The following is a 25293-nucleotide window of genomic DNA, read 5'->3' as shown; positions in this document are numbered from 1 at the left end:
TCGCAAAAAAACAACGTATACGGCTGAGCTGTAATGCGCCGGTCACACAGCTGTCATCCCACGTCTTACAAGCGCACGTATTCCACCTGCAGGCGATCGAGCTCCGCGCACATTTGCGCGTACGCCTCGGCCGCCTGACCCGGCTCGCCCTTCACGCCCAGCTCGATGTGGCGGCGGGTGTTGGCGTCGCCCACGCTGGGCAGGCTGAACACCTTGATGCGCGGGTACTGCGCCTCCAGCGCCACCATCAGCGGCGTCAGCGCCGACTCGGCCGCCTCGTACACCAGGGTGCCGTGCTCGGCGCGCGGCTCGCGGTTGAACAGGTCGGCGTAATGGGTGTCGAGCACCCATTCGATCATCGGCCAGGCCATCACCGGGAAACCCGGCACGAAGTAGTGGTTGCCGATGGCGAAGCCGGCCACGTTGTTGTAGGGGTTGGGCACCAGCGCGGCGCCGTCCGGGAATTCGGCCATCTTCAGGCGGTGCAGGTTTTCCGCCGAGTTCAAGTCGACCTGCTGGCCCGCTTCGCGCCCCATTTGCAGGATGCGCTGCTGGATATTCTGCTTGCCCTGCTCGTGCAGCACCAGCGGCAGGCCCAGCGCGTCGGCCGCCGCCTGGCGCGTGTGGTCGTCCGGCGTGGCGCCGATGCCGCCGCAGGAAAACACGATGTCGCCGCTGGCAAAGCTGCGCCGGAGCGCGGCGGTGATGCGGGCCGGGTCGTCGCCCAGGTATTCGGCCCAGCCCAGCTGCAGGCCGCGCGCGCTCAGCAGCTGCACCACTTTGGGGAAATGCTGGTCGACGCGTTTGCCCGACAGGATTTCGTCGCCGATGATGATCAGTCCAATAGCCATAGTCCTGCCCTATTCAGATTGGGATTCCACCGCACGCTGCGTGCTGTGTTCATGCCGCCGCCGCAGCTGCTGCAGCGCCTCCAGACAATAATACTCAAACCACAAACCGGTGAAGATAAATATCAGCACGTACAGCCAGATCGACGCGGCCGCAAGGAAGGGGAAGAACACCACCGCGATGGTGGCGCCGCCCACCCACACCACGCCGGGAATGGCGCCGGCCACGCCGGACACCACGCCGATCGCCATCAGCTGCCAGCGGTGCGCGCGCCGCAGCTCGGCGCGCTCTTCCTCGCTGGCGTAGTCGGCCAGCGCGTCGTAGGTCATCACGCGCTGCGTCAGCCAGCCCCACAGCAGCACTTGCACCACCAGCGCGGCCGGCGGGAACAGGTACAGCGGCAACGCCAGGAACCACGCCAGCACGAAAATGGCGAAGCCGCCCAGCGCAGCCGCCACGCTGCCGGCGATGCTGCCGCCGCGCTTTTTTTCCAGTTGCGGATAGTGGCGCCCGCCCACGTGGCGCACCACGAAGGGCATGGCGGCCACGCCGATGAAGATCAGCGCGGTCAGTATCATCAGCGGCAGCAGCGTCAGCATGGCGATCAGCGGCGGCACCACGGTCTTCAGCACGCCCAGGCCGAGGGCGTTGAGCCAGCTGGTGCTGCTGCCGAACAGGTCGTGCGCGACGAACTGCAGGTGCAGGTAGTCCACCATGGGCTGCAGGCAGAAATACAGCAGCACCGCCCACAGCGCCACCGACAGCAGGAAGGGCACGATGCTCAGCACCAGCATCTTGCCGTGCAGCTGCGACAGCAGCGCGCGGCCGTATGCGTTCAGCACACTCTTCATTGCGTCGGTTCCTTGCCAAAATTGTGCACCATGCGCTTCAGGCCCAGCCACTGCTGCTGCCAGAAGCCGCGCCCGTAGTCACGGCCCGGGGTCACGCTGCCGTCCGGCGCGGTGTGCGGCAGCTGGTCGCGGATGCCGGTCTGGACGAACTGCGGCGTGAAGTTGGCGGTGCGAAACAGCATGTCCCAGACCGGGAACAGCACCGCGAAGTTGCAGCCGCCCAGCGTGCCCCTGCCCTTCGATTCGTGGCCGACGCCGATGGCATGGTGCATGCGGTGGTAACGCGGCGACACCAGCAGGCGCTCGCCGATGGCGCCAAAGTGCAGCCGCACATTGGCGTGCTGCAGGCTTTGCACGATGCGCGACAGCGACACCAGCAGCACGTATTGCGCCGGCGGCACGCCGATGGCCAGCGCCACCAGGCCCATGACGACGTCGCGCAGCAGGTCGTCCAGCACGTGGTTGCGGTCGTCGCTCCACAAGTTCATATTCATCTGGCTATGGTGCAGGCTGTGCAGGCCCCACCACCAGTTGACCTGGTGCGAGGCGCGGTGGTACCAGTAATCGACGAAGTCCAGCACCAGCAGGTACAGCACGAAGCTGCACAGCGGCCCCATGTCCGGGAACAGGTTCTCCAGGTTGAAGGGGCGCACGTCCTCCAGCCGCAGCAAGGCATTCAGGTGGTCCAGCAGCGGGTCGAGCGTGAAGAAGATCAGCACCGTAAACAGGCCGAGGCGGTGCAGCACGGTGTAGATGAAATCGTTCCAGCGCGCGCGCGGGTCGGTGAACTTGTGCACCGGGATCATCGCTTCCAGCGGCCGCAGCACCAGGAACAGCAGCACCATTTCGGCCAGGCCGATCAGCAGCCATTCAGTGCCCTCGAAGGCTTCCTCGGTGATGTCGCCCAGGCCGCCGTAGAACAGGATGGGCTGGATCACGGTTTCGAACAGCCAGCCCTGGGCGGCGCCGAGCCAGTCGCTTAACAGTTGAATCATGCGCTATGCTTATTTTTGTCTGTTGCTGTGGGAAGAATAGTCCGGGTGCTCGCGCAGCGTGGCGAAGCAAAAGCCCTTCTGCTTCAGGCCCGCGATCAGCGGTTCCAGGTTGGCCGGCGCCCACGGATCCCGGCGCGACCAGATGCCCATGTGGGCCATGAAGATGTCGCCCGGGCGCAGCTCGCGCAGCGATTTCTCCAACAATACCGCATTCGGCCATGCGCTGCTGGACAGCTCGTCGCCCGAGAAGCCGGCCTTGGCCCAGCCCGCGTGCGCGTAGCCGCAGGCCTTGGCGGCGGCCAGCGAGCGCGGGGACGTCTTGCCGCCCGGAGCGCGCCAGATCGGGTCCAGGCGTGCGCCGGTGAGTTCGTGGAAGCGGCTGTCGACGCGCCGGATCTCCTCGCAGTACTGGGCCGGGGTCCAGCTCTGCACCTTGCCGGCAGCCGCGCCGAACTGCGGCTTGACCTGCAGGCGCCCGTCCGGGCCGTCCTTTTGCCAGTACACATGGTCGAAGGTGTGCGAGCCGAAGGCGTGGCCCTCGGCCAGGCGCGCTTTCCAGAACGGCGCCCAGGACGGGTCCAGCGAATAATCGCCGCGCACCGTCTTCTCGTTGGCCAGGAAGAAGGTGGCCTTGACCTGGTGCTTGCTCAGGGTCTGCGCGATCAGCTCGGCCTGCGACTGGCTGCCGGTGTCGAAGGTGAGGTAGATGGTGCCGCTGCAGGCCGGGGCAGCCGCAGCCGGGCCGGCGGCGAGGATGGCGAGGACGGCGGCAGCGCCGCCCGATAGCAGCGGGCTGCTCATGGCGCCGTCAAACGCGCGGCGATGAGTTGGCGAAGAACACGCCGTGCGGCGAACGGCCGACCGGGATCATCTTGACCACCTTGCGCGTGGCCAGGTCCACCACCGCCACTTTCTTGATCCAGCGCAGCGTGACCCACATGGTTTTCTTGTCCTCGGTGATCTCCATGCAGTCCGGGCCGCCCGGCACGTTGATCATGCCGACGTTTTCCAGCGTCTTCTGGTCGATGATGTTGATCGAGTTCGACACCCGGTTCGACACATAGGTGTAGCGGCCGTCGCCCAGCGCGCGGAAGTTGTGGGTGCCGTTGCCGGCCTTGATCTTCTTGACCGTCTTCTGGGTCTTCCAGTCGATCACTTCCACGTAGTCGCTGCCCATGATGCCCACCAGCAGGTGCTTGTCGTCCGGCGTCATGGCGATCCCCGCCGGCAGCTTGCCGACCGGGATGGTCCACTTGATCTGCTGCGTCTTCAGGTCGATACAGCTGATCTGGTCGCTGCCCTGCTGGGTGATGAAAGCCATGCTGCTGGCCGCGTCGAAGGCGATGTGGCTGGGCAGCTTGGCCAGCGGCAAGCGCTTGGAGAGCGTGAAATTCTTGCCGTCGAACTTGTAGATGTCGATCCGGTCGAGCCGCAGCGAAGTCACCACGAACCACTTCTGGTCCGGCGAGAAGCCGATCTGGTAGGGATCGAGGATGTCCTTGATGTGGCGCTGCACCTGGCCCGTCTTCGGGTCCAGGAACACCAGCTCGTTGCCTACCGAGCTGGCCACGATCAGGGACTTGTTGTCCGGCGTGGCCATCAGGTGGTGCGGCTCTTTGCCGACCGGGAAAGTGGACAGGGTCTTGTAGCTGGACTGGTCCAGCAGCTGGACGGTGGCGTCGCGCGAATTGAGCACGACCACCACGTTCGCTTGCGCCGAACTGAGGGCGGCGACCAGGCAGACGCTGGAAAGGACGATACGGCGGAGACTGCGGAACATGACGTGGAATCGCTTCTGAAGAGCAAAACACTATTCTAAGTGCAAACCGGACCGTAGCAAGGCAAATGGCGACAATAATGCTGGGGAATAGCGCCGATGCGCGGCACAGACTACAATAAATGGCTAACCTAACAAACAAAAGGAAGATTATGTCCACCATTACCACTCCATCCGGCCTGCAATACGACGACGTGGTCGTCGGCGAAGGCGCTGAAGCGAAAGCCGGCCAGAACGTGACCGTGCATTACACCGGCTGGCTGCGCAACGACGACGGCAGCAAGGGTTCCAAGTTCGATTCGAGCAAGGACCGCAACGATCCATTCGAATTCGCGCTGGGCGCCGGCATGGTGATCCGCGGCTGGGACGAAGGCGTGCAAGGCATGAAGATCGGCGGCACCCGCGTGCTGACCATCCCGTCCGAGCTGGGCTACGGCTCGCGCGGCGCCGGCGGCGTGATCCCGCCCAACGCCACCTTGATCTTCGAAGTGGAACTGCTGGGCGTCTAAGCCGGCGCGCATTGCCGCATCAGCGCAGCCATGCGCGCTGCATGGCTTCCTGCTCGGCCGCCGCGTCGAGCAGGGCGCCGCTGCTGCGCTGCTCCACCACCGCCTGCACTGCCGCAGGCAGCTCGGCGCGCACCTGCCGCGTGCCCGCCGCCGGGGTCTGCACCAGCACCGGCAGCCGCCACCCTCCCCCGCCTTTGCAGGCCAGCCCTGCCAATTCCTGCGCCGCCTGCCCGCCGCCCTGGGCCGTGAAGCTGCGGCAGTAAGCGCCGTCGGCCGCCACGAAGCTGGCCGCGATGCGCACGCTGCCGCCATACACGCCGCCGGCGCCGGACGGCGCCTGGTCCAGCGCCAGCGCCAGCCTGCCCTGCGCCACCAGCGCGCCGTCGCGCCAGGCCACGCTGGGCGGCGCCTGCGGGTCCGGCTGCCAGCCGGCCAGGCCGAATTTGCCGATCACCACGCCCAGCGCCAGCACGCCGGCCAGCGCGCCCCATTCCAGCCACGACCAGCGCCAGCCCTTGCGCGCCTTGCGCGCGGCCTGCTGGGTGGCGGCGCGGGTGGCGCGCACGGCCGCCAGCTGCACCACGGTGGCGCCCCGGTGCGGCCCGGCCAGGCGCTGCCGGGCCGCCTGGAAGTGCGCCAGGCGCTGCGCCAGCACAGCGTCGCGCAGCACGGCCGCCTCCACGGCGCGCCGGGTTGCCAGGTCCAGTTCGCCGTCGGCGTACGCCATCAGGATGTCGTCGGAAAAGCTCATGATACGGTTCCTCGTTAGTTCCGATCATACCCCCAGAGACGCGGCAGGGGTAGCTGGCGTGGCGCAAAATCGACGCAAGCCAACGCCCGTATGGCTTACTTTAAAAATTCTATAGGCAGATTCTTACCCCAGGCAATAATTATGTGCTAATCTGCGCGCTCTATTAACCAAGGAGGTAGTAATGAAAAAAGGCGAACTGATTGCAGAATTTGCTAAGCGTACCGAAATGTCGGGCGCAGCAGCCAACGATGCAGTGAACACTCTGATTGCCATCGTTACCGAGCGTCTGAAAAAGGGCGACACGGTCGGCATCACCGGCTTCGGCACCTTCTCCGTCGCCAAGCGCGCAGCACGCAAAGGCCGCAATCCTGCCACCGGCGAAGCGATCAAGATCGCCGCGTCCAAGACCCCGAAATTCTCCGCTGGCGCCACCCTGAAAGCGGCAGTGAACCCAACCAAGAAGAAGTAAGCGCTTCGGTAATCACTTCGGTGATTGGGTACCGGCCGGGTTCAGCCCGGCCATTTTTTTGCCCCGAGCGCTCAGGCGCAGCCGTCCATCAGCGCCAGCAGCACCAGTTTTTCGAACTCGGGCGCGAAGCGGCGGATGATGTTGTCCGGGTCCTTCACCAGCGCGTCGTCGGTCACGATGCCGAACTGCACCCCGCCGTTGTAGGACAGAATCGACACCCCCACCCCGATGTCGCCCGACTGCGGCACCCAGAACATGATCTGGTCGAGCCGGCTGCCGGCCAGGTACAGCGGCGTTTGCGGCCCCGGCACATTGCTCATCACGGCGGTGGCCTTGCGGGCGAAGAAGTTCTGGATCTCGTTCTGCACCTGCCTGGGCGAGGCCCCCAGCACGCCCAGCACCGACATGGCCACCAGCGCCGTGTAGCTGCCCTTGAGCTCTGTCATGCGGCGCTGCACCTCTTCCAGGCGCGCCACCGGATCGGCCAGCCCCACCGGCAGCACCAGCGGCACCAGGCCGAAGGCGTTGCCCAGGCGCTGCTGGCGGCTGGCCTTGCGCAGGTTGACCGGCACCATCACGCGCACTTCGCAATCGCCCGCCACCGCGTCGCCGCAGTCCTTCAAGTAGGCGCGGATGGCGCCGGCCACGCTGGCCATCAGCACGTCGTTTACCGAGCAGCCGTAGGCCTTGCTGACCGCCTTGATCTCGCCCAGCGGCAGCGGTTCGCTCCAGGACACGTGCTTCTTGCCGTTCGGCTTGCCCTTCAGGCGGGTGGCGCTGTCGTCGGCCATCGTGGTCAGCTTGACCGCGTCGTTGGTCAGCTGGGCCGCGGTCTGCCCGACCGCTGCCATCTTGCCGGCGATCTTGTCCAGGTCAGCCCACATGCTCATCGACTTCAGCAGCACCGACGAGGACAGGTCGATGGTCTTCACGCCGGCAGCGGTGATGGGGTTGAGGATCTGCTCCCATGGATTGGCCTCGGCTTCGGCCACGGCGGCGGCGGCCGGCTGCACCGGCTGCTCGTCCGGGAGCTGGCCGAACATGGACATGAACACGCCCACCAGCGCGATGCCGTCGGCGATGCAGTGGTGGATGCGCACGATCAGCGCCTGCCGCACTTTGCCGTCCTCGCCGATGCAGTTCTCCACCAGGTGCATCTGCCACAGCGGGCGCGCCGGGTCCAGCGGCTGCTGCGACAGCAGCCCCACCATGCGCTGCAGCGCGGCCTTGTTGCAGGCCCCCTGCTCGTCGTCCAGGCGGGTGTGCACCACGTGGTCGTCCAGGTCCACCTCGTCCTCCTCCCACCAGGCGCCGGCCAGGTCGGTCACCACGCGGCTGCGGAAGCGGCGGTAGGCCAGGAAGCGCGTCCGCAGCGCCTCCTTCAGGCCGGCCACGGCGATCGGCTCGGCCATCATGGCCACGCCGACGATCATCATCTGGTTTCCCTCGGAATCCATGCGCAGCCAGGCGGTATCCACCGTGGACATTTTTCTGCGGCCGAGCGCCGACAAGGCTTGAGACAGCATATTTGAGTTTCTCCTCTATAGTTTTGGGCAAACCGCACCGGCGCAGCATAATCTTTGTATTATGTGGCTTCGGCACGGACGTGCGCAAAGTTACTTTAGTGATATTACTCTAGGAGAGTTTATGAGTCTGCAAGAACAATTCGACCAAGCGATGGCCGATTCCAAAAACCTTCCGGAGCGTCCGGACAACATGACCCTGCTGAAGATCTACGCGCTGTTCAAGCAGGGTTCGGCCGGCGACGTGGAAGGATCGCGTCCGGGCTTCACCGACATGGTGGGCCGCGCCAAGTACGACGCCTGGGCCGCGCTGAAAGGCACCTCGCAGGACGAGGCCAAGCAGCAGTACATCGACCTGATCGAAGAACTGAAGGACGCATAAGGCGTTCCGCAAAATAAAAAGCCCGCTTGCAAGCGGGCTTTTTTACGCCGGGCGGTTCACACCGGCTTCGCGCTGCCGAAGATCTTGGCCATCTTCTCGGTCGCCTTGGCCTGGATTACCGGCGCGAAGGCGCCGAACAGGAAGCCCAGCTTGATGAACATTTCGGCCTTGTGCTTGGTCAGCGTCAGCGTGCCGTTCACGCCGCTGCGCTCGAAGCGCAGCACGTCGCCGTCCCACTCGTATGCCAGGTCGAATTCCTCGGCCAGCTTCTCAGCGACCTTTTGCGCCGCGTCGCGGGCCTTTTTTGGCGTCAGGCTGTGTTCCTGAACGATATTGATGTCTGCCACGAATGTCCTCTCCTTGATCTGGGGCGGGCGCCATTTTACAGCAGGCGGAAGGCCAGGATGGCGCTGATGGTGGGCGGGATCGCGGCCAGGAACAGGCCCAGCGGGCTGACCGAGCCGTCGCCGAAGTAGCGCTTGAGCAGCGCCATGCCGGCCGGATTGGGCGCGTTGGCAATCACGGTCAGGCCGCCGCCGGTCACGGCGCCGGTCACCAGCGCGTATTTGAACTGGTCGCTCAAGCCCTCCACCAGCGAGCCCAGGTAGGTCAGCGCGGCATTGTCGGTGATGGCCGTCAGCGCCGTGGCGCCGTAGTACACGGCCTCGCTGCTCATGCTCATCAGCGCCGGCTGCAGCCACCACTGCTGCTGCCCGCCCAGCACCACCAGCCCGGCCAGGAAGAAGGCCACCATCAAGCCCTCGCGCAGCATCAGCCGGTCCTGGTGGCGTTCGTAAGCGTGCACCACGCCGAGGAAGAACAGGAACAGGCCCATGAACACGGCGCTGTGGTGCGAAAACACCACCACGCCGGCCAGGAACAGCACATGGACCAGCACCAGCGGCAACGGCACCGGGGTGTCCTTGACTTCGCCGGGACCGATGCCGTCGCTCGGATCGTCCAGCCGGCCCAGCTCGCGCGCGAACAGCGTGGCCGCGGCCACCGCGTTGAACAGCACCGCCACGGCGGCCTTCCAGCCTATGTTGCTGAGCATGAAGGCCATGTCCCAGTGCCACTTGGCCGCCACCATCAGCACCGGCGGCGCGGCGAACGGGGTCAGGGTGCCGCCGATGGAGACGTTCACGAACAGCACGCCCAGCGTGGCGTACTGCAGGCGCGGCGAAATGCCGCCGGCGAAAATACGGCGCGCCAGTATCAGCGCGGCCAGGGTCATGGCAGCCGGTTCGGTAATGAAGGAGCCCAGCAGCGGCACCACCGCCAGGATCACGATATAGGGGCCCATGCTGCCGGGCAGCGGCAGCGCGCGCGCCAGCAGGCGCACGGCGGCGGCCGTGCTTTGCAGGATGGGGCGGGTGGCCGCGATCACCATGATGACGAACACGAACAGCGGCTCGGTGAAGTTGCGCCCGTCCAGGTAGGCGGTGGCGCCGTCCTTGCCCAGCAGCGCTGCCATGCACAGCATCAGCACCAGGGCCCAGAAACCGAACACCACTTCCACCTCGCCCAGCAAGTGCCACAAGCCGGCGTGGGCCGGGCGCGCGTGCGCCAGCCGCTCGAACAGCTTGGTGGAAAAGGTATGCACGATGGCGACCGCGAACAAAACCGCGCCGATGATTTCAATGATGCCGGGTGCCACGCTGCCTCCTCTATGCCGATGCCTGCGGGCATTGTACGACAGCCCGGCGGTGGTGGCGCCTGCCCGCAGCGGCTTTGCGCAAACGCAAACGCCGGCGGCGCGCGCGGAGCCACACTCTGAATTCGGCGCGGCATCCAGCCGCCGCCGCTTCGAACTGGAGGCGATATGGAATCCGAAGTGATCGAAACCCTGCTGACCCCGCCCAACAAGCTGCCGGTCAGCTACGTACCCACCCCGTCCGCACCCTACCGCGTGCACCGCAAGGCGGTGCAGGCCACCATGCAGCCGGGCCGCCCTTGCCGCGTCCTCAACGGCCAGGCCGCAGCGGCCTTCCCGGCCGGCTCGCGCGTGCTGATCTGGAAGCAGGACCCGTCCGTGACCGAGATGGGCACCCGCAAGGCCTTTCTGCCCGGCGTGATCCTGGAAGGCCCGCGCGACGCGCGCATCGCCAGCGGCGCGCCCGGCATCCAGCCGGTCAGCCCGAACGCGTTCGGCGACTTCATCATGCAGCCCAACACCGACCAGTTCGACGCCGTGCACACCTTTGCCGTGGTGCGCCAGACACTGACCATGTACCAGCGCGCCCTGGCCACCGGCGGCGAGTCGGCGCCGCTGCCCTGGCAATGGAACAGCGCCAACGACACCGCCCCGCTGCAGATCTTCCCGCACGGCCTGCCGGACGTGATGAACGCCTACTACAGCCGCGACGAGCGCGCGCTCAAGTTCGGCGACTTCGTGCCCAGCGGCGCCGACGAACGCATGTACACCTGCCGCTCCTTCGACATCGTGGCGCACGAAACCGGCCACGCGGTGCTGGACGGCCTGAAGCCGCGCTGGCTGCTCAACAACAACCCGCCGCAGACCGGCGGCCTGCATGAATCGTTCGGCGACCTGACCGCCATCTTCCTGACCCTGTCGCAAATGGACCAGACCGAGGCCGTCATCGCGCAAACCAAGGCCGACCTGCACGACAAGACCTTCCTGGCCGACATGGCAGAGCAGTTCGGCATGGCGCTGGGCCGCCCGAATGGCCTGCGCAACGCCGACAACGACCTGAAGCTGTCCGAGACCGGCAACCAGGTGCACGCCATTTCGCAAGTGTTCACCGGCGCCGTCTACGACATCCTGGCCGACATGTTCAGCCACGAGCGCCATCCCGGCCTGCAGGACGACGCCGCCGTGCTGCACCGCGTGGGCGACTACCTGTGCGGCCTGGTGCTGCGCGCGCTGATGGCCGCGCCCGACCACGGCGCCACCTACGCCCACGTGGTCAACCACATGCTGCGCCTGGCCGCGCAGGACGGCAAACCGGCCGAGTACCGCGACTTCATCCGCAACCGCTTCAGCCTGCGCGAGGTGGTCGTCGCGCCGGGGGTGTCCGCCGGCACCGCGCCCGAAGCCCAGGCCGGCAACGGGCATGCGGCCGAGGCCGGGCAAGCTGCGGAAGCCGAACTGGCGCCGGACGTGGAAGACCTGCCCGGCGTGCCGCAGGACCGCCGCGCCTGCTGCGGCACCATGAACAACGCCCAGTATTTCGAATTGGAAGACGCGCTGGAGCAGGAGCGCGCCGAACTGGCGCGCTGGTGCCAGGGCTACGCCGCGCGCAACGGCGGCCAGCTGCACGCTTAGCTGCATGCCAAGCTGCACGCCTGGCGGCAGGCCTGGCGGCTTTGTCATTGCGGCGCGGGCCGCAATGACAAGAACGCATTTGCTTATGCGCATAGTATCTAAGCTTAAAACCTGCCTTGAATTGTGGCGGCGCGCAAATTACCTTAAAATACAGTGCTTTGCTGTAGCCGACCAACATAGATAGGACTGTCATGACCCACGTAGTTACCGAATCTTGCATCAGCTGCCGTTACACCGACTGCGTCGATGTTTGCCCGGTAGATTGCTTCCGCGAAGGCCCGAACTTCCTGGTTATCGATCCGGACGAGTGCATCGATTGCGCAGTCTGCGTTGCCGAATGCCCAGTGAACGCCATCTTCGCCGAGGAAGACGTGCCGGCCAACCAGGTCCAGTTCATCAAGATCAACGCCGAACTGACGCACTGGCCTTCCATCACCAAGACCAAGGCGGCCTTGCCGGAGGCGGAGCAGTTCAAGGATGTTCAGGACAAATTGCACCTGCTGGTGCGCTGAGCGGATGCACTGATCCTCAGAATCGTCCTACACAAAAGCAGCGGAAACGCTGCTTTTTTTGTTTTCGTTGAAGTACTATCGTTATGCCATGGTCACCTTGGTTCGATGATGGCCTTGCCTGCAGTTACGGCGAAATGCTTTACGTCATGGTCAAATATCCTATAATGGGTTCATGATTTCCCATCGTTAACAGGAATATTTATGCTTTACCAACTGCACGAAATGCAACGCACGTTCCTGACGCCCTTGATGCAATGGGCCGATGCGTCCTCAAAACTGTTCAGCAACCCGGTCTCTCCTCTGGCGCATACGCCGTTTTCACAGAGGATCGCAGCAGGTTACGAGCTGATGTACCGCTTGGGCAAAGAATACGAAAAACCGGCGTTCGGCATTGATAGCGTTACCGTCAACGGCAAAGACACCCGCATTGTCGAGCACGTGGTGATCAACAAGCCCTTCTGCCGCCTGATCCACTTCAAGAAAGACCTGAGCGACAAGGACATCCGCGCCCTCAAGCAGCCCACCGTGCTGCTGGTGGCGCCGCTGTCCGGCCACCACTCGACGCTGCTGCGCGATACCGTCTCGGCGCTGCTGCAGGAACAGGATGTCTACATCACCGACTGGACCGACGCGCGCATGGTGCCGCTGTCGGCCGGCCCGTTCCACCTGGACGACTACATCTTCTACGTGCAGGACTTTATCCGCCACCTGGGCCCGGATCTGCACGTGATTTCCGTCTGCCAGCCGACCGTGCCGGTGCTGGCCGCCATCTCGCTGATGGCCACCGCCAAGGACCCGAAACTGCCGAAGACCATGACCATGATGGGCGGCCCGATCGACCCGCGCAAGTCGCCCACGGCGGTAAACAACCTGGCCACCGAGAAGAAGTTCTCGTGGTTTGAAAACACCGTGATCTACCCGGTGCCGCCAAACTACCCCGGCTTCGGCCGCAAGGTCTACCCCGGCTTCCTGCAGCATGCCGGCTTCATCGCCATGAACCCCGGGCGCCACGCGCAGAGCCACCGCGAGTTCTACATGCACCTGGTGAAGGGCGACGACGAACCGGCGGACAGCCACCGCAAGTTCTACGACGAGTACAACGCCGTGCTCGACATGCCCGCCGAGTACTACCTGGACACCATCAAGACCGTGTTCCAGGAATTCTCGCTGCCGCAGGGCACGTGGAAAGTGGGCGGCCAGCTGGTGCGTCCGCAGGACATCACCAATGTGGCGCTGTTTACCGTGGAAGGCGAGCTGGACGACATCTCCGGCGCCGGCCAGACCCAGGCCGCGCACGACCTGTGCTCCAACATTCCGGCCGACATGCAGCAGGATTTCGTGGCGCCGGGCGCCGGCCACTACGGCATCTTCTCCGGCCGCCGCTGGCGCGAGGTGGTGTGCCCCAAGATCAGCGAGTTCATCCGCAAGCACGGCTAAGCAGCAGGCAATTCGCAAAACCCCGGCCGGTCCGGGGTTTTTTTACGCCCGCCGCGCGCAGATATCGGATAATGGCGTATTCATCGCCACCGAACACGCCGTGCCCAACGCTGCCCCACCCTCACTTGCCGACCGCATCGAAGACGTCCTGCCGCAAACGCAGTGCACCAAATGCGGCTATAACGGCTGCCGCCCCTACGCCGAAGCGATCGCCGCCGGCGGCGCGGGCATCAACCAGTGCCCGCCGGGCGGCGCCGAAGGCATCGCCCGGCTGTCGGCGGTGACCGGCTACCCGGTGATTCCGCTCAACCCGGTCAACGGCCTGGAGCGGCCGCGCGCGGTGGCCTACATCGACGAATCGCTGTGCATCGGCTGCACGCTGTGCATCCAGGCCTGCCCGGTGGACGCCATTGTCGGCGCGGCCAAGCAGATGCACACCGTGGTCCCCGAGCTGTGCACCGGCTGCGACCTGTGCGTGCACCCGTGCCCGGTGGACTGCATCGTGATGTACCCAGTGACGGAAAGCACCGGCTGGCAAGCCTGGTCGCAGGCCGACGCCGACGCCGCGCGCGAGCGGCACGACTTCCGCGCCCTGCGCCTGCGGCGCGAGATCCAGGAGAACGACGCGCGGCTGGCGGCCAAGGCGGTGGAAAAAATGAAGGCGGTCGAAGCGCTCGACCCGGCCACGGCGGCCGGCGAGGCGGAGAAGGAGCGCAAGCGCGCCATCATCGCCGCCGCCATGGAGCGCCTGAAAAAGAAACCCGAATAAACAACCACCAATGAACGCAGCCAAGCGCCACGCAATCTTCAGCCGCCTGCGGGCGGCAAATCCCTCCCCCAAGACCGAGCTGGAATACACTACGCCGTTCGAGCTGCTGATTGCCGTGCTGTTGTCGGCGCAGGCTACCGACGTGGGCGTGAACAAGGCCACGCGGCGGCTGTACCCGGTGGCGAACACGCCGCAAGCCATGCTGGACCTGGGCCTGGACGAGCTGACCGACTACATCAAGACCATCGGCCTGTACAAGACCAAGGCCAAGAATGTGCTGGCCACCTGCCGGATCCTGATGGACAGGCACGGCGGCGAAGTGCCGCGCACGCGCGAAGAGCTGGTCGAGCTGCCGGGCGTGGGGCGCAAGACCGCCAACGTGGTGCTCAACACCGCATTCGGCGAGATCGCCATGGCGGTGGACACGCACATCTTCCGCGTCTCCAACCGCACCGGCATCGCGCCGGGCAAGAACGTCGACGTCGTCGAAGAAAAGCTGATGAAGTTCGTGCCGAAGGAATTCCTGCTGGACGCCCACCACTGGCTGATCCTGCACGGGCGCTACACCTGCATCGCCCGCAAGCCCCAGTGCTGGAACTGCATCATCGCCGACCTGTGCGAATACAAAGCCAAGACCGCCATCCCCGCCGGCGTCTAGCGAGCTGAGCCGCATTCCCCCACCACCGGGGTCAGACCCCGAAGTGGTGGAAATGCGGCTCAGGCTGCCTGGCAAAAATCATGCACCATACCAACAGTCCGACTTGCCGCATCCGGCGCGGCGCGGCGCCCTCACTCTGAAAGAGCGAACTGAGCCGCATTTCTACACGCCGGGGTCTGACCCCGAAGTTGTGGCAAATGCGGCTCAGGCTGCTTATAGGAGAACCATGTTGTCGCGGTGGATCAGCTCGTGGCCTTCCAGGTAGCCGAGCACCGATTCGATCTCGGCCGAGGGTTTGCGCTTGATCTTGCGCGCTTCCGCGCTGCTGTAGTTCGATAGGCCGCGCGCCACCGCGCTGCCGTCTTCCGCCACGCAGGTGATCACCGCGCCGCGCCCGAATTCGCCCTTGACGTCGATCACGCCGATCGGCAGCAGCGACTTGCCTTCCTTGCTCAGCTTCTGCACCGCGCCCGCGTCCAGCACCACCTGGCCCGCCGTGTGCAGGTGGTCGGCCATCCACTGCTTGCGCGCCGTCAGGTGGCCGGTCTGCGCCGCCAGCTCGGTGCCGATGGATTCGCCGCCGGCCAGGCGCGTCAGCACGTTCTCTTCGCGCCCGAACGCGATCACCGTGTGCGCACCCGACTTGGCCGCGCGCTTGGCCGCCAGGATCTTGGTCAGCATGCCGCCGCGTCCCAGCGACGAGCCGGCGCCGCCCGCCATCGCCTCCAGCGCCGGGTCGCCGGCGCGGCCCTGCTCGATCAGGTAGGCCCCCGGGTCCTTGCGCGGGTCCGCGCTGAACAGGCCGCGCTGGTCGGTCAGGATGATCAGCGCGTCGGCCTCGATCAGGTTGGCCACCAGCGCGCCCAAGGTGTCGTTGTCGCCGAACTTGATCTCGTCGGTGACCACGGTGTCGTTCTCGTTGATGATGGGCACCACGCCCAGGCGCAGCAGAGTGGTCAGGGTGGAGCGCGCGTTCAGGTAGCGTTCACGGTCGGCCAGGTCGGCGTGCGTCAGCAGCACCTGCGCCGTGCCCAGCTGGTGGGCGCGGAAACTGGTTTCGTAGATCTGCGCCAGGCCCATCTGGCCCACGGCGGCGCAAGCCTGCAGTTCGTGGATGTCGGTCGGGCGGCCCTCGAAGCCCAGGCGCAGCATGCCCTCGGCAATGGCGCCCGAGCTGACCAGCACCACCTCTTTGCCCAGCGCGCGCAAGGCGGCGATTTGCGCGGCCCAGCGCGCAATGGCGGCGTGGTCCAGCCCACGGCCGTCGTTGGTGACCAGCGACGAGCCGACCTTGATGATGATGCGGGTGGATTTCTGTATGACGGAATTCATGGGTGCGGCGGTTCTCATTTCAATCAACTCGATAGTCCCGGCGCGCGTTGCGCTGCCAAGCCGTGCCTTGCGTGCTTGATTTTCGAAGGGCGGGTTGCCCTGCCTTGCCGCAGACAGCGCCAGCCCATGGTAAGGGGCTGGCACTGTTGATGGGAATGCAAATCAGCGAATAGCTGATTATGCCGTTGTTGCAGAGTTATTGCGAGTTACTGAATTTCGGTTGCGAAATTGAGCCCCGGATCTCAGTCCAGGATCTTGAAGCGCGGATCGTCCGGATCGATCGAGGAAATGCCGCGCGCCTCTTCCGTCATCTGGGTTTCTTCGGCACGCTGCTCGCTGTGCTTTACTTGCTCCAGGTGCTTGTAGATGGCGTTGACCAGTTCCTGCGTGCCCTCGTGGCTCAGCGCGGAGATCTCGAACACCGGCCCCTTGAAGCCGAACTTCTTGATGAAGTCCTTGACCTTCTTGGCGCGCTCGGCTTCCGGGATCACGTCCAGCTTGTTCAGCACCAGCCAGCGCGGCTTGTCCACCAGCGCCTCGTCGTACTTCTTGAGCTCCTTGACCAGGGCCTTGGCTTCCTTGACCGGATCGACCGTGTCCTCGAACGGGGCCAGGTCGACGATGTGCAGCAGCAGGCCGGTGCGCGACAGGTGGCGCAGGAACTGGTGGCCCAGGCCGGCGCCTTCGGCGGCGCCTTCGATCAGGCCGGGAATGTCGGCGATGACGAAGGATTTTTCATGCGACACGCGCACCACGCCCAGGTTCGGGTGCAGCGTCGTGAACGGGTAATCGGCGATTTTCGGCTTGGCGTTGGACACGGCCGTGATGAAGGTGGACTTGCCCGCGTTCGGCATGCCCAGCAGGCCGACGTCGGCCAGCACTTTCAATTCCAGGCGCAGCTCGCGGCGCGCACCTTCCTTGCCTTCGGTTTTTTGACGCGGCGCACGGTTGGTCGACGTCTTGAAGTGGATATTGCCCCAGCCGCCCTCGCCGCCCAGCGCCAGCAATTCGGTCTGGCCGTGTTCGGTCATGTCGGCGATGATGTCGCCGTTGACTTCGTCGATGATCAGGGTGCCCACCGGCATGCGCAGGTAGATGTCATCGGCGCCCTTGCCGTAGCAGTCCGAGCCGCGGCCCGATTCGCCGTCCTTGGCGCGGTGCATCTTCGAATAGCGGTAGTCGACCAGGGTGTTGACGTTGCGGTCGGCCACGGCCCAGATGGAACCGCCTTTGCCGCCGTCGCCGCCGTCAGGGCCGCCGAATGGGCGGAACTTCTCCCGGCAGAAAGAGGCGCAGCCGTTGCCGCCGTTGCCGGCGATGACTTCAATTCGTGCTTCGTCGATAAACTTCATAATGTGCCGCCATAAAACTAAAAAGGCTCTACCGTTGGCAGAGCCTTTCGATTGAAGGCTTGCGCCTTACTTTGCGTGGTAGCGCGAGATTACGCTGCTACTACGGTCACGAACTGGTGCGAGTTCGGGCCTTTGACAACGAACTTCACCTTGCCGTCCACCAGGGCGAACAGGGTGTGGTCCTTGCCGGTGCCTACGCCTTCGCCGGCGCGCACTGGGGTGCCGCGCTGACGAATGATGATGCCGCCGGCATTGATCGACTGGCCGCCGTACACTTTAACGCCCAGGCGTTTTGATTCTGAGTCACGGCCGTTGCGGGTAGTACCGCCGCCTTTTTTGTGTGCCATTTATTAGCTCCTAAATTAGCTGTAAATTAAGACGACGATTAGCCGTTGATCGAGACGATCTGGATTTCGGTGTAGTTCTGGCGATGGCCCTGATGCTTCTGGTAGTGCTTACGACGACGCATCTTGAAGATCTTGACCTTGTCGTGACGACCTTGGGAAACTACTTTCACCTGAACCGTTGCACCCGCGACGAGTGGCGTGCCGAACTTGATGGCTTCGCCTTCGCCTACCGCGAGTACTTGATCGATGGTGAGTTCGGAACCAATGTCAGCAGGTATCTGTTCTACTTTGAGTTTTTCGCCAGCGACAACTTTATACTGTTTGCCACCGGTTTTTATGACCGCGTACATGATTTGAAACCTCATCAAATGTTAAAAGAATCCTCCGCTGCGTACCGCAGAACAACAGTGTGGAACGGGGAGAACCTGCGATTATACACAAACCGAAAATTTGCGTCAAAGACTATTCCAAATTCTTGGCGAGCATGGTATGTCGGCAATATTGCCTGCGCGGACGCGCGGGCAGGCCGCCAGCGGCATTGCCAAGGCGACATCCCCTGTGGCAATCGACACCACAGCCGGGGCATGTCGTATAATCGCGGCACTTCTCTCACCCTTGCAGGTTTGCCTTGTCTGCCGCTACCCAACACGCCAACTCCAATTCCATCACCCAAACCATCGCCGCCGACATGGACGCGGTGAACACGGTGATCCGCCAGCGCCTGCACTCCGAGGTGCCGCTGGTTAACCAGATTGCGGAATATATCATCAGCGCCGGCGGCAAGCGCATCCGTCCCGTGCTCGTCTTGCTGGTGGCCAACGCCTATTCCTACAAGGGCGAGGCGCACCACGAACTGGCGGCGGTGGTGGAATTCATCCACACCGCCACCCTGCTGCACGACGACGTGGTGGACGAATCGTCGCTGCGGCGCGGGCGCGCCACCGCCAATGCCCTGTTCGGCAACGCCGCCTCGGTACTGGTGGGCGACTTCCTGTACTCGCGCGCCTTCCAGATGATGGTGTCGCTTAACAGCATGCGCGTGATGCAAATCCTGTCGGACGCCACCAACGTGATCGCCGAAGGCGAAGTGCTGCAGCTGCTCAACATGCACGACCCGGACGTGAGCGAAGAGCGCTACCTGCAAGTGATCCGCTCCAAGACCGCCAAGCTGTTCGAAGCGGCGGCCGAGCTGGGCGCCTTGATTTCCGGCGCCAATGACGAGCAGATCGCCGCCGCCGGCGAATACGGCCGTTCGCTGGGCACTGCCTTCCAGCTGATCGACGACGTGCTCGACTACGCCGGCGACGCCGCCGAGATCGGCAAGAACGTCGGCGACGACCTGCGCGAAGGCAAGCCGACCTTGCCGCTGATCTGGCTGATGAGCCACGGCAGCGACGAGCAGCGCCAGCTGGTGCGTTCCTGCATCGAGAACGGCGACGAGCAGCACTTCGACACCATCCTGGCCGCCATCACCGGCAGCGGCGCGCTGGACTACACCCGCCGCGCCGCCGAAGTCGCCGCCGAGCGCGCCGCCGACGCGGTGTCCGGCCTGCCCGAGAGCGTCTACAAGGACGCCCTGCTGCAACTGGCGCGCTTCGCTGTCGACCGCACCCACTAAGAAACCTCAAGAAATATTGCCCTACCCCAAAATGGGGTCAGGGTTAATTATTCAGGAAATATTTCCTGAATAATTAACCCTGACCCCATTTTGCTTTACAGCATTTTGCTATTAAAGAATTTCGTGGACCAGGGCCGGGGGACGGCACAGGCGCACGCCTCGGGGAGTGACGACGAAGGGGCGGTTGATCAGGCTGGGATGGGCCGCCATGGCGTCCAGCAGGACGTCGTCGCTCAGGCCCGGGTCGGCCAGCTTGAGCTGTTCGTACAGCTCGCCTTTGTCGCGCATGGCGCCGCGCACCGTCAGGCCGGCCTGCGCGATCAATTCCTGCAGGCGCGCGCGCGTGGGTGGCGCGCTCAGGTAGTCGATGATTTCGGGTTCGACGCCGCTTTCGCGTATCAGCGCCAGCGCGCCGCGCGAATTGCTGCAGGCGTTGTTGTGGTAAATGGTGATGGCCATGGCCGCTTCCTCCGGTTCGGTGAGGCGGCCATGCTAGGCGATACCGCCCTGGCGCGCAAGTGCGGGCCGGCGCGCGGAGGGCGGCCCGCCCTGCCCCGCTAGAAACGGACGAAATTGCTGTCGTCGGGCGCGGCCTCCATGGCCGGCGCCCGCTTGGCGGGGGCGAAGACGCGGCCGCGCGGCGCCGCCGCCGGGGCGCGCCGCGCCGCCTGCCGCTCGCTGCCGTCGACCCGGAAGAAGGACACTGCCTGCTGCAGCTGCTCGGCCTGCCCGCTCATCTCTTCGGCGGTGGCGGCCAGCTCCTCGGAACTGGACGCGTTCTGCTGGGTGGTCTGGCTAAGCTGGCCGATCGCGGAGTTGATCTGCGCCACGCCGCTCGACTGCTCTTCGGAAGCCGCCGTGATTTCCTGCACCAGGTCGGAGGTTTTCTTGATGCTGGGCACCATCTCGTCGAGCAGCCGGCCAGCCTTCTGCGCCAGTTCCACGCTGCTGCCGGCCACTTCGCCGATTTCCTGCGCCGCCACCTGCGAGCGCTCGGCCAGCTTGCGCACTTCGGCCGCCACCACGGCGAACCCCTTGCCGTGCTCGCCCGCGCGCGCCGCTTCGATGGCCGCGTTCAGCGCCAGCAAATTGGTCTGGTAGGCGATGTCGTCGATGATGCTGATCTTCTTGGCGATCTGCGTCATCGCTTCCACCGTGGACTTGACGGCCGAGCCGCCCTCGGCCGCCTGCAGCGAGGCCTGGCCGGCCATGCTGTCGGTCACTTTGGCGTTCTCGGTGTTTTGCGCGATCGAGGCCGTCATTTGCTCGACCGAGGCGCTGGTTTCCTCGACCCCGGCGGCCTGCTCGCTGGCGGCCTGCGACAGCGACTGGGCGGTGGCGCTGATTTCTTCCGATGCGCTGGCCAGCGCCTGCGCGCCGCTGCTCACCTCGGTCAGCACCGCGGCCAGTTTGTCGACCATGGTTTTCATCGCGTACAGCAGGCTGGCCTGGTCGCCGGGACGCAGCTTGACCTGCACCGTCAGGTCGCCGCGCGCGACCTCGCTGACGATGCGCGCCGCGTAGGCCGGTTCGCCGCCGATCTGCGCCAACAGCTTGTCCACCATCTGTTTCATCGAATGCAGCAGGCTGCTGTTGTCGCCCGCCGCCAGCCGCACGTCCACCGCGAAATTGCCTTGCGCCACTTCGTGCACGACGCTGGCCGCGTACGCCGGTTCGCCCCCCAGCTGGCGCAGGATGCCGCGCAAGACCAGCCAGCCCATGGCCGACAGCGCCAGCAGCGCCACGGCGGCGGTGCCGTACATGAGCAGCAGCGCGTTCCTGGACTGGGCCTCGGCCGCCGCCACCGCCTCCGTGGCGCGACGTTCGTTCAGCTCGATCAGCTTGGTCAGCGCGTTTTCCGCGTTGCTGTACAGCGGCCGCAGCGCGATCAGGTCCTGGTGCAGCGTCACGAAGCCGGCCTTGCGCTGCTCGGCGCCGCTGGCGCGCAGCAGGTCGCCGGCCACCTGGTCGAAGCGCTGGTCGGCCGCCTTCCACAGCTCCCACTCCTTGCTGAACTGCTGCCACAGCGCCGCCTCGTCGCTGTCCTGCGGCAGCCGCTCGTAGATCTTCCAGGCCTTGTCGATGCGGCTCCAGAATTCATGCTTGCTGCGCAGGTTGCGCTCGATTTCGGCGAACTGCTCAGGATAGGCGGCCAGCGCGTCGATCGCGCGGCTGGCCGAGCGCAGCGCAGTCTGGCCTTCATTCACCACCTGCAGGTTCAGCACCGAGGGCAGCTTGTTGCGGCCCACGTCGTCCAGCATTTCGCCGCCATGCTGCATGCCGCGTATGCCGATCAGCATCACGATGAGCAGCGCCAGCAGGCTCACGCTGATCAGGGTGATCAGCTTGGCCCGCACTGTCATATTGTTGAGCATGGTCTGTCCTCGGTAGTGCGGTGGGGGTGCTGCGGCGCGGCCTACGCGGTGGCGCCGCCGATCTGCGCCATCGCTTCCAGCTCCGTGACCGACAGCACCTGGTCGGTGTTGAGCAGGATCACGAACTTGCCGTTGACCTTGCCCATGCCGGCAATGAACTCGGGGCGGATGCGGGCGCCGAACTGTGGCGCCGGTTCGATGTCGGACGGCGGGATGTCGATCACGGCGTTGACCGCGTCCACCATCACCCCCACCACCTGCTGCTCGCCGTCGGCGTCGATCTCGACGATGACGATGGCGGTGCGCTTGCCGATCTGCGTGGCGGGCCGCCCGAAGCGCGCGGCCAGGTCCATCACCGGCACCACCGCGCCGCGCAGGTTGATCACGCCGCGCACGCATTCGGGCATCAGCGGCACCGTGGTCAGGCCGTCGTATTCGATGATTTCCTTGATCGCCAGGATGCCGATGGCGAACACTTCGCCGCCCAGCATGAAGGTGAGGAACTGGGCCGATTCTTGCACCACCGCCGGCGGCGCGCTGCGGCCGGCTTGCACCATTGCTGTCATGAGGGACTCCTTTTCAATTGTTCAGGCGGCCGCTAGGCCGCCAGTTGCGGCGTCTCGGCCGCGCCATTGCCGCCGCCACCGCTGCTGCGGCCGACAATGGCCGGCACGTCCAGGATCAGCGCCACTTCGCCGCTGCCCAGGATGGTCGAGCCGCTGATGCAGCGCAGCTGGCTGAACATGCGGCCCAGCGGCTTGATCACCGTCTGGAACTCGCCGTGCAGCGCGTCCACCACCAGGCCGATGCGCTGGCCGGCGTGCTTGACCACCACGATGCTCTCGCGCCGCGGCGGCGGCGTGCTGACGCCGAACAGCGAACGCAGCCGGATAAACGGCAGCACCTGGCCGCGCAGATTGGTGTAGTCGTGCCCCGGCTCGGCGGCAAATTCGATGCACTCGTCGATCATGTCCAGCGGCACCACGAAGGTGGCCGTGCCGAGGCCGACCAGGAAGCCGTCGATGATGGCCAGCGTCAGCGGCAGGCGCACCGTCACCGTGGTGCCCAGGCCGGGCGCGCTGTCCACGGTCACCGTGCCGCGCAGCGCGGTGATGTTCTTCTTGACCACGTCCATGCCGACGCCGCGCCCGGACAGGTTGGTGATGGCCGCCGCCGTGGAGAAGCCGGGTTCGAAGATCAGGCCGTAGATTTCCTGGTCCGACATTTTGCGGTCCGGCTCGATCAAGCCCCGTTCGATGGCCTTGGCCAGGATGCGTTCGCGGTCCAGCCCGCCGCCATCGTCCGACACTTCAATGACGATGCTGCCCGAGTCGTGGAAGGCGTTCAGCCGCACGGTGCCGCGCAGCGGCTTGCCGCGCTCGGCGCGCACCTCGGCCGGCTCGATGCCGTGGTCGATGGCGTTGCGCACCAGGTGCGTCAGCGGGTCGCCGATTTTCTCCACCACCGTCTTGTCCAGTTCGGTGTCCTCGCCGCTGACGGCCAGGCCGATGTCCTTGCCGATCTCGCGCGCCACGTCGTGCACCACGCGCTGGAAGCGGTTGAAGGTGGCGCCGATCTTCACCATGCGCAGCTGCAGCGCCGAGTCGCGCACCTGTTCCACCAGGTCGCTCAGCATGGAGGTGCATTCGAGCAGCTCGCTGTTGCGCACCTGGCGCGCGATCAGGTTGGCCGACGCGCCCACGATGATGAGCTCGCCCACCAGGTTGATCAGCAGGTCCAGCTTGTCGGCATCGACGCGGATCGAGCGGCTTTCCGTCGGCTTGGGATCGGCGGACTGCTTCTGCTTGCTCAGCGCCGCCTCCACCATGGCCGGCTCGGCCGTGCCCTGTCCCACCAGGATGGCGCCCAGCGGCGGCGCGGCGGCCGGCGAATGGCCGGCGGCGGCCTGCACCTGCAGCGCCGCGTCCAGCTCGCGCTGGGTGATGCAGCCGCAGCGCACCAGGATCTCGCCCAGCAGCGCCTTCTGCTCCGGCAGCTCGCGGATCAGCCGCACATACTCCTCCACCCGGCTGCGCGGCGGCAGGATGTGCAGCGTGCAGGAGTCCTGCACGAACTCGAACACGCCTTCGATGGCGGTCTTGTCGGCTTCCGTCTCCAGCGCGATTTCAAAGCCGAGGTAGCAGGTTTCCGGGTCCATCTGCTCGGCGGCGGGAATGCCGTCGGCCAGGGTGACGATGCCGACGATGCGGCCGATCTGCCCCAGGTAGCGGATGAAGGACAGCGGGTCCATGCCGTCGCGCAGCACGTCGGGGCCGAAGCGCAGCGACAAGTGCCAGGCGTCGCTGGCGCCGCCCGGCTCGCCCATGCGTTCCACGCCGGGATGCTCGTCGGTCACCAGCTCGCCGCCCGCGCTGCCGTGGCCGTCGCCTTCGGCGGGCTGGCCCATCTGCACGCGCAGTTGCGCGATCAGCGGCTTGCCTTCGGCCAGCATGGCCGCGTCCGCCTCGGTCTGGCCCGCTTCCAGCGCGGTAATCATGCCGGACAAGTGGTCGCAGCACGCCAGCAGCAGCACGATCAGCTCGTCCGTCAGCGACAGCTTGCCATCGCGTACTTCGTCGAGCAGGCTTTCCACCACATGGGTGAAGGCCACGATGTGGTCCAGGCTGAACAGGCCGGCCGAGCCCTTGATGGTGTGCGCGGCGCGGAAGATCGCGTGCACCGCCTCGTCGCCGCCGGACTGGCTGCCGTTGCCGGCGTTCAGCAGCGCGTTCTCCATGTCTTCCAGCAGTTCGCGGCTTTCCAGGATGAAGGTTTGTAGCGCCAGGTCCAGATCCATCGTCGTGCCTCCAGTGCAGATGCGGGGGGTGCGCTTAGTGGTCTTTGCGCGGGGCGATCAGCAGGGCGTCGCCGAACCAGGCGCCCAGGTCCAGCAGTTCGAACACGTCCAGCACCGCCGGGCTGTGGCCGGTGAGGCGCAGTTCGCGCTGCTCGGCGCGCGCCACCTGCTTGGCCAGCATCAGCACCTGCAGGCCGGCGCTGTCCATTTCCGTCACGCCGGCCAGGTCCACTTCCAGGCTGGCGCTGCGCTGCAGCTCGCCCAGCAGCAGGGTCTTCAGGTCCGCCGCGCGGTAGATGTTCAGTTCGCCGTCGATGGCGACCCGGCCCGCGCTCACGGCAGCACCAGTTTCTGCACCGCGCCCAGCAGCACTTCCGGCTTGAAGGGCTTCACTACCCAGGCCTTGGCGCCGGCCGCCTGGCCTTCGCGCTTCTTGGCTTCCTGCGACTCGGTGGTCAGCATGATGACGGGGGTGAACTTGTAGTTGGGCAGCTGCTTGATTTCCTTGACGAAGGTGATGCCGTCCATATTGGGCATGTTGACGTCGCACACCACGAGGTTGACCTTTTGCCCGGTCAGTTTGGACAGCGCGTCCAGTCCGTCGCGCGCCTCGATCACGTCGTAGCCTGCGCTCTTGAGCGCGATGCCGACCACTTGCCGCAAAGAGGCCGAATCGTCGATGACCATGATGGTTTTTGCCATAG

At 65.3% G+C, this 25293-nt stretch carries 28 protein-coding genes; 9 read left to right on the top strand and 19 right to left on the bottom strand.

Features of this window, described 5'->3' with window-relative positions; genetic code table 11:
* Nucleotides 1–65: 65 nt before the first annotated feature.
* The 5 genes from ASD15_RS04430 to ASD15_RS04410 are packed head-to-tail and all read right to left on the bottom strand — an operon-like array spanning nt 66 to nt 4475.
* Entirely contained in the window at nt 66–851 is a 786-nt protein-coding gene (locus tag ASD15_RS04430; RefSeq protein WP_057153490.1) for a molybdopterin-binding protein, read from the bottom strand.
* Between the two features lie 9 nt (nt 852–860).
* Nucleotides 861–1700, bottom strand: coding sequence for an EI24 domain-containing protein (locus ASD15_RS04425; protein WP_057153489.1), 840 nt, complete (start codon nt 1698–1700; stop codon nt 861–863).
* Nucleotides 1697–2695, bottom strand: coding sequence for a sterol desaturase family protein (locus tag ASD15_RS04420; protein WP_057153488.1), 999 nt, complete (start codon nt 2693–2695; stop codon nt 1697–1699). The genes ASD15_RS04425 and ASD15_RS04420 overlap by 4 nt, the downstream gene beginning before the upstream one ends.
* Nucleotides 2696–2704: 9 nt before the next feature.
* Nucleotides 2705–3496: a polysaccharide deacetylase family protein gene (locus tag ASD15_RS04415; RefSeq protein ID WP_057153487.1), complete on the bottom strand. Its 792-nt coding sequence runs from the start codon at nt 3494–3496 to the stop codon at nt 2705–2707.
* A gap of 7 nt (nt 3497–3503) precedes the next feature.
* Nucleotides 3504–4475 (bottom strand): cytochrome D1 domain-containing protein, encoded by a 972-nt coding sequence (locus ASD15_RS04410; RefSeq protein ID WP_057153486.1) that lies wholly within the window; start codon nt 4473–4475, stop codon nt 3504–3506.
* Nucleotides 4476–4624: 149 nt separating this feature from the next.
* Between ASD15_RS04410 and ASD15_RS04405 the strand changes: the two genes are divergently transcribed.
* Nucleotides 4625–4981, top strand: coding sequence for an FKBP-type peptidyl-prolyl cis-trans isomerase (locus ASD15_RS04405; protein ID WP_057153485.1), 357 nt, complete (start codon nt 4625–4627; stop codon nt 4979–4981).
* 19 nt (nt 4982–5000) lie between these two features.
* Here the strand turns inward: ASD15_RS04405 and ASD15_RS04400 are convergent, their stop codons facing one another.
* Nucleotides 5001–5732 (bottom strand): hypothetical protein, encoded by a 732-nt coding sequence (locus ASD15_RS04400; RefSeq protein ID WP_057153484.1) that lies wholly within the window; start codon nt 5730–5732, stop codon nt 5001–5003.
* Between the two features lie 181 nt (nt 5733–5913).
* Here ASD15_RS04400 and ASD15_RS04395 point away from each other — a divergent pair, with 181 nt between their 5' ends.
* On the top strand, nt 5914–6201 hold the full coding sequence (locus ASD15_RS04395; RefSeq protein ID WP_050409188.1) for an HU family DNA-binding protein: 288 nt from the start codon (nt 5914–5916) through the stop codon (nt 6199–6201).
* 71 nt (nt 6202–6272) lie between these two features.
* Here the strand turns inward: ASD15_RS04395 and ASD15_RS04390 are convergent, their stop codons facing one another.
* Nucleotides 6273–7727, bottom strand: coding sequence for a wax ester/triacylglycerol synthase family O-acyltransferase (locus ASD15_RS04390; protein WP_307188268.1), 1455 nt, complete (start codon nt 7725–7727; stop codon nt 6273–6275).
* Nucleotides 7728–7848: 121 nt separating this feature from the next.
* Between ASD15_RS04390 and ASD15_RS04385 the strand changes: the two genes are divergently transcribed.
* Nucleotides 7849–8106, top strand: a complete 258-nt coding sequence (locus ASD15_RS04385) for an acyl-CoA-binding protein (RefSeq protein ID WP_057153483.1) — start codon at nt 7849–7851, stop codon at nt 8104–8106.
* A gap of 56 nt (nt 8107–8162) precedes the next feature.
* Here ASD15_RS04385 and ASD15_RS04380 read toward each other — a convergent pair whose 3' ends face one another.
* Both ASD15_RS04380 and ASD15_RS04375 read right to left on the bottom strand, forming a co-directional pair.
* Nucleotides 8163–8453 (bottom strand): polyhydroxyalkanoic acid system family protein, encoded by a 291-nt coding sequence (locus ASD15_RS04380; RefSeq protein WP_057153482.1) that lies wholly within the window; start codon nt 8451–8453, stop codon nt 8163–8165.
* Nucleotides 8454–8488: 35 nt separating this feature from the next.
* Nucleotides 8489–9763: a putative Na+/H+ antiporter gene (locus tag ASD15_RS04375; RefSeq protein ID WP_057153481.1), complete on the bottom strand. Its 1275-nt coding sequence runs from the start codon at nt 9761–9763 to the stop codon at nt 8489–8491.
* Between the two features lie 165 nt (nt 9764–9928).
* Between ASD15_RS04375 and ASD15_RS04370 the strand changes: the two genes are divergently transcribed.
* The 5 genes from ASD15_RS04370 (at nt 9929) to nth (ending at nt 14768) form a co-directional block, all read left to right on the top strand.
* Nucleotides 9929–11392 (top strand): hypothetical protein, encoded by a 1464-nt coding sequence (locus ASD15_RS04370; protein ID WP_057153480.1) that lies wholly within the window; start codon nt 9929–9931, stop codon nt 11390–11392.
* A 191-nt stretch (nt 11393–11583) separates the two neighbouring features.
* Nucleotides 11584–11904, top strand: a complete 321-nt coding sequence (gene fdxA, locus ASD15_RS04365) for a ferredoxin FdxA (protein ID WP_057153479.1) — start codon at nt 11584–11586, stop codon at nt 11902–11904.
* A gap of 201 nt (nt 11905–12105) precedes the next feature.
* Nucleotides 12106–13341 (top strand): polyhydroxyalkanoate depolymerase, encoded by a 1236-nt coding sequence (locus ASD15_RS04360; RefSeq protein ID WP_057153478.1) that lies wholly within the window; start codon nt 12106–12108, stop codon nt 13339–13341.
* 100 nt (nt 13342–13441) lie between these two features.
* Nucleotides 13442–14110 carry an electron transport complex subunit RsxB gene (rsxB, locus tag ASD15_RS04355; protein WP_057153477.1) on the top strand — a complete coding sequence of 223 codons (669 nt, stop codon included), beginning with the start codon at nt 13442–13444 and terminating at the stop codon, nt 14108–14110.
* Nucleotides 14111–14120: 10 nt separating this feature from the next.
* Nucleotides 14121–14768 carry an endonuclease III gene (nth, locus tag ASD15_RS04350; RefSeq protein WP_057153476.1) on the top strand — a complete coding sequence of 216 codons (648 nt, stop codon included), beginning with the start codon at nt 14121–14123 and terminating at the stop codon, nt 14766–14768.
* Nucleotides 14769–14981: 213 nt separating this feature from the next.
* Here the strand turns inward: nth and proB are convergent, their stop codons facing one another.
* The 4 genes from proB to rplU form a co-directional block, all read right to left on the bottom strand.
* Nucleotides 14982–16100, bottom strand: coding sequence for a glutamate 5-kinase (gene proB, locus ASD15_RS04345; protein ID WP_057153475.1), 1119 nt, complete (start codon nt 16098–16100; stop codon nt 14982–14984).
* A 242-nt stretch (nt 16101–16342) separates the two neighbouring features.
* Entirely contained in the window at nt 16343–17452 is a 1110-nt protein-coding gene (obgE, locus tag ASD15_RS04340; RefSeq protein ID WP_057153474.1) for a GTPase ObgE, read from the bottom strand.
* 89 nt (nt 17453–17541) lie between these two features.
* Entirely contained in the window at nt 17542–17799 is a 258-nt protein-coding gene (gene rpmA, locus ASD15_RS04335; protein WP_056399363.1) for a 50S ribosomal protein L27, read from the bottom strand.
* Between the two features lie 38 nt (nt 17800–17837).
* On the bottom strand, nt 17838–18149 hold the full coding sequence (gene rplU, locus ASD15_RS04330; protein ID WP_057153473.1) for a 50S ribosomal protein L21: 312 nt from the start codon (nt 18147–18149) through the stop codon (nt 17838–17840).
* A gap of 278 nt (nt 18150–18427) precedes the next feature.
* Between rplU and ispB the strand changes: the two genes are divergently transcribed.
* Nucleotides 18428–19417 (top strand): octaprenyl diphosphate synthase, encoded by a 990-nt coding sequence (gene ispB / locus ASD15_RS04325; RefSeq protein WP_057153472.1) that lies wholly within the window; start codon nt 18428–18430, stop codon nt 19415–19417.
* A 111-nt stretch (nt 19418–19528) separates the two neighbouring features.
* Here ispB and arsC read toward each other — a convergent pair whose 3' ends face one another.
* From arsC to ASD15_RS04295, 6 genes are all read right to left on the bottom strand, one after another.
* The gene (arsC, locus tag ASD15_RS04320; RefSeq protein ID WP_057153471.1) at nt 19529–19876 is read right to left on the bottom strand and encodes an arsenate reductase (glutaredoxin); all 348 of its coding nucleotides are present in this window, start codon (nt 19874–19876) and stop codon (nt 19529–19531) included.
* Between the two features lie 98 nt (nt 19877–19974).
* Nucleotides 19975–21792 (bottom strand): methyl-accepting chemotaxis protein, encoded by a 1818-nt coding sequence (locus tag ASD15_RS04315; RefSeq protein ID WP_057153470.1) that lies wholly within the window; start codon nt 21790–21792, stop codon nt 19975–19977.
* A 41-nt stretch (nt 21793–21833) separates the two neighbouring features.
* Nucleotides 21834–22358, bottom strand: coding sequence for a chemotaxis protein CheW (locus ASD15_RS04310; RefSeq protein ID WP_057153469.1), 525 nt, complete (start codon nt 22356–22358; stop codon nt 21834–21836).
* Between the two features lie 32 nt (nt 22359–22390).
* Nucleotides 22391–24589 (bottom strand): chemotaxis protein CheA, encoded by a 2199-nt coding sequence (locus ASD15_RS04305; protein ID WP_057153468.1) that lies wholly within the window; start codon nt 24587–24589, stop codon nt 22391–22393.
* Between the two features lie 34 nt (nt 24590–24623).
* A complete protein-coding gene (locus ASD15_RS04300; RefSeq protein ID WP_057153467.1) occupies nt 24624–24926 on the bottom strand; it encodes a lipid asymmetry maintenance protein MlaB in 303 nt (100 codons plus the stop codon).
* Nucleotides 24923–25291, bottom strand: coding sequence for a response regulator (locus ASD15_RS04295; RefSeq protein WP_057153466.1), 369 nt, complete (start codon nt 25289–25291; stop codon nt 24923–24925). Before ASD15_RS04295 ends, ASD15_RS04300 begins: the two co-directional genes overlap by 4 nt.
* Nucleotides 25292–25293 lie beyond the last annotated feature (2 nt).

The organism is Massilia sp. Root351 (assembly GCF_001425045.1).
Lineage (GTDB): Bacteria > Pseudomonadota > Gammaproteobacteria > Burkholderiales > Burkholderiaceae_D > Rugamonas.
Note: the sequence above shows the minus strand (reverse complement) of the source record. Positions and strands in the feature narration are given on the sequence as shown.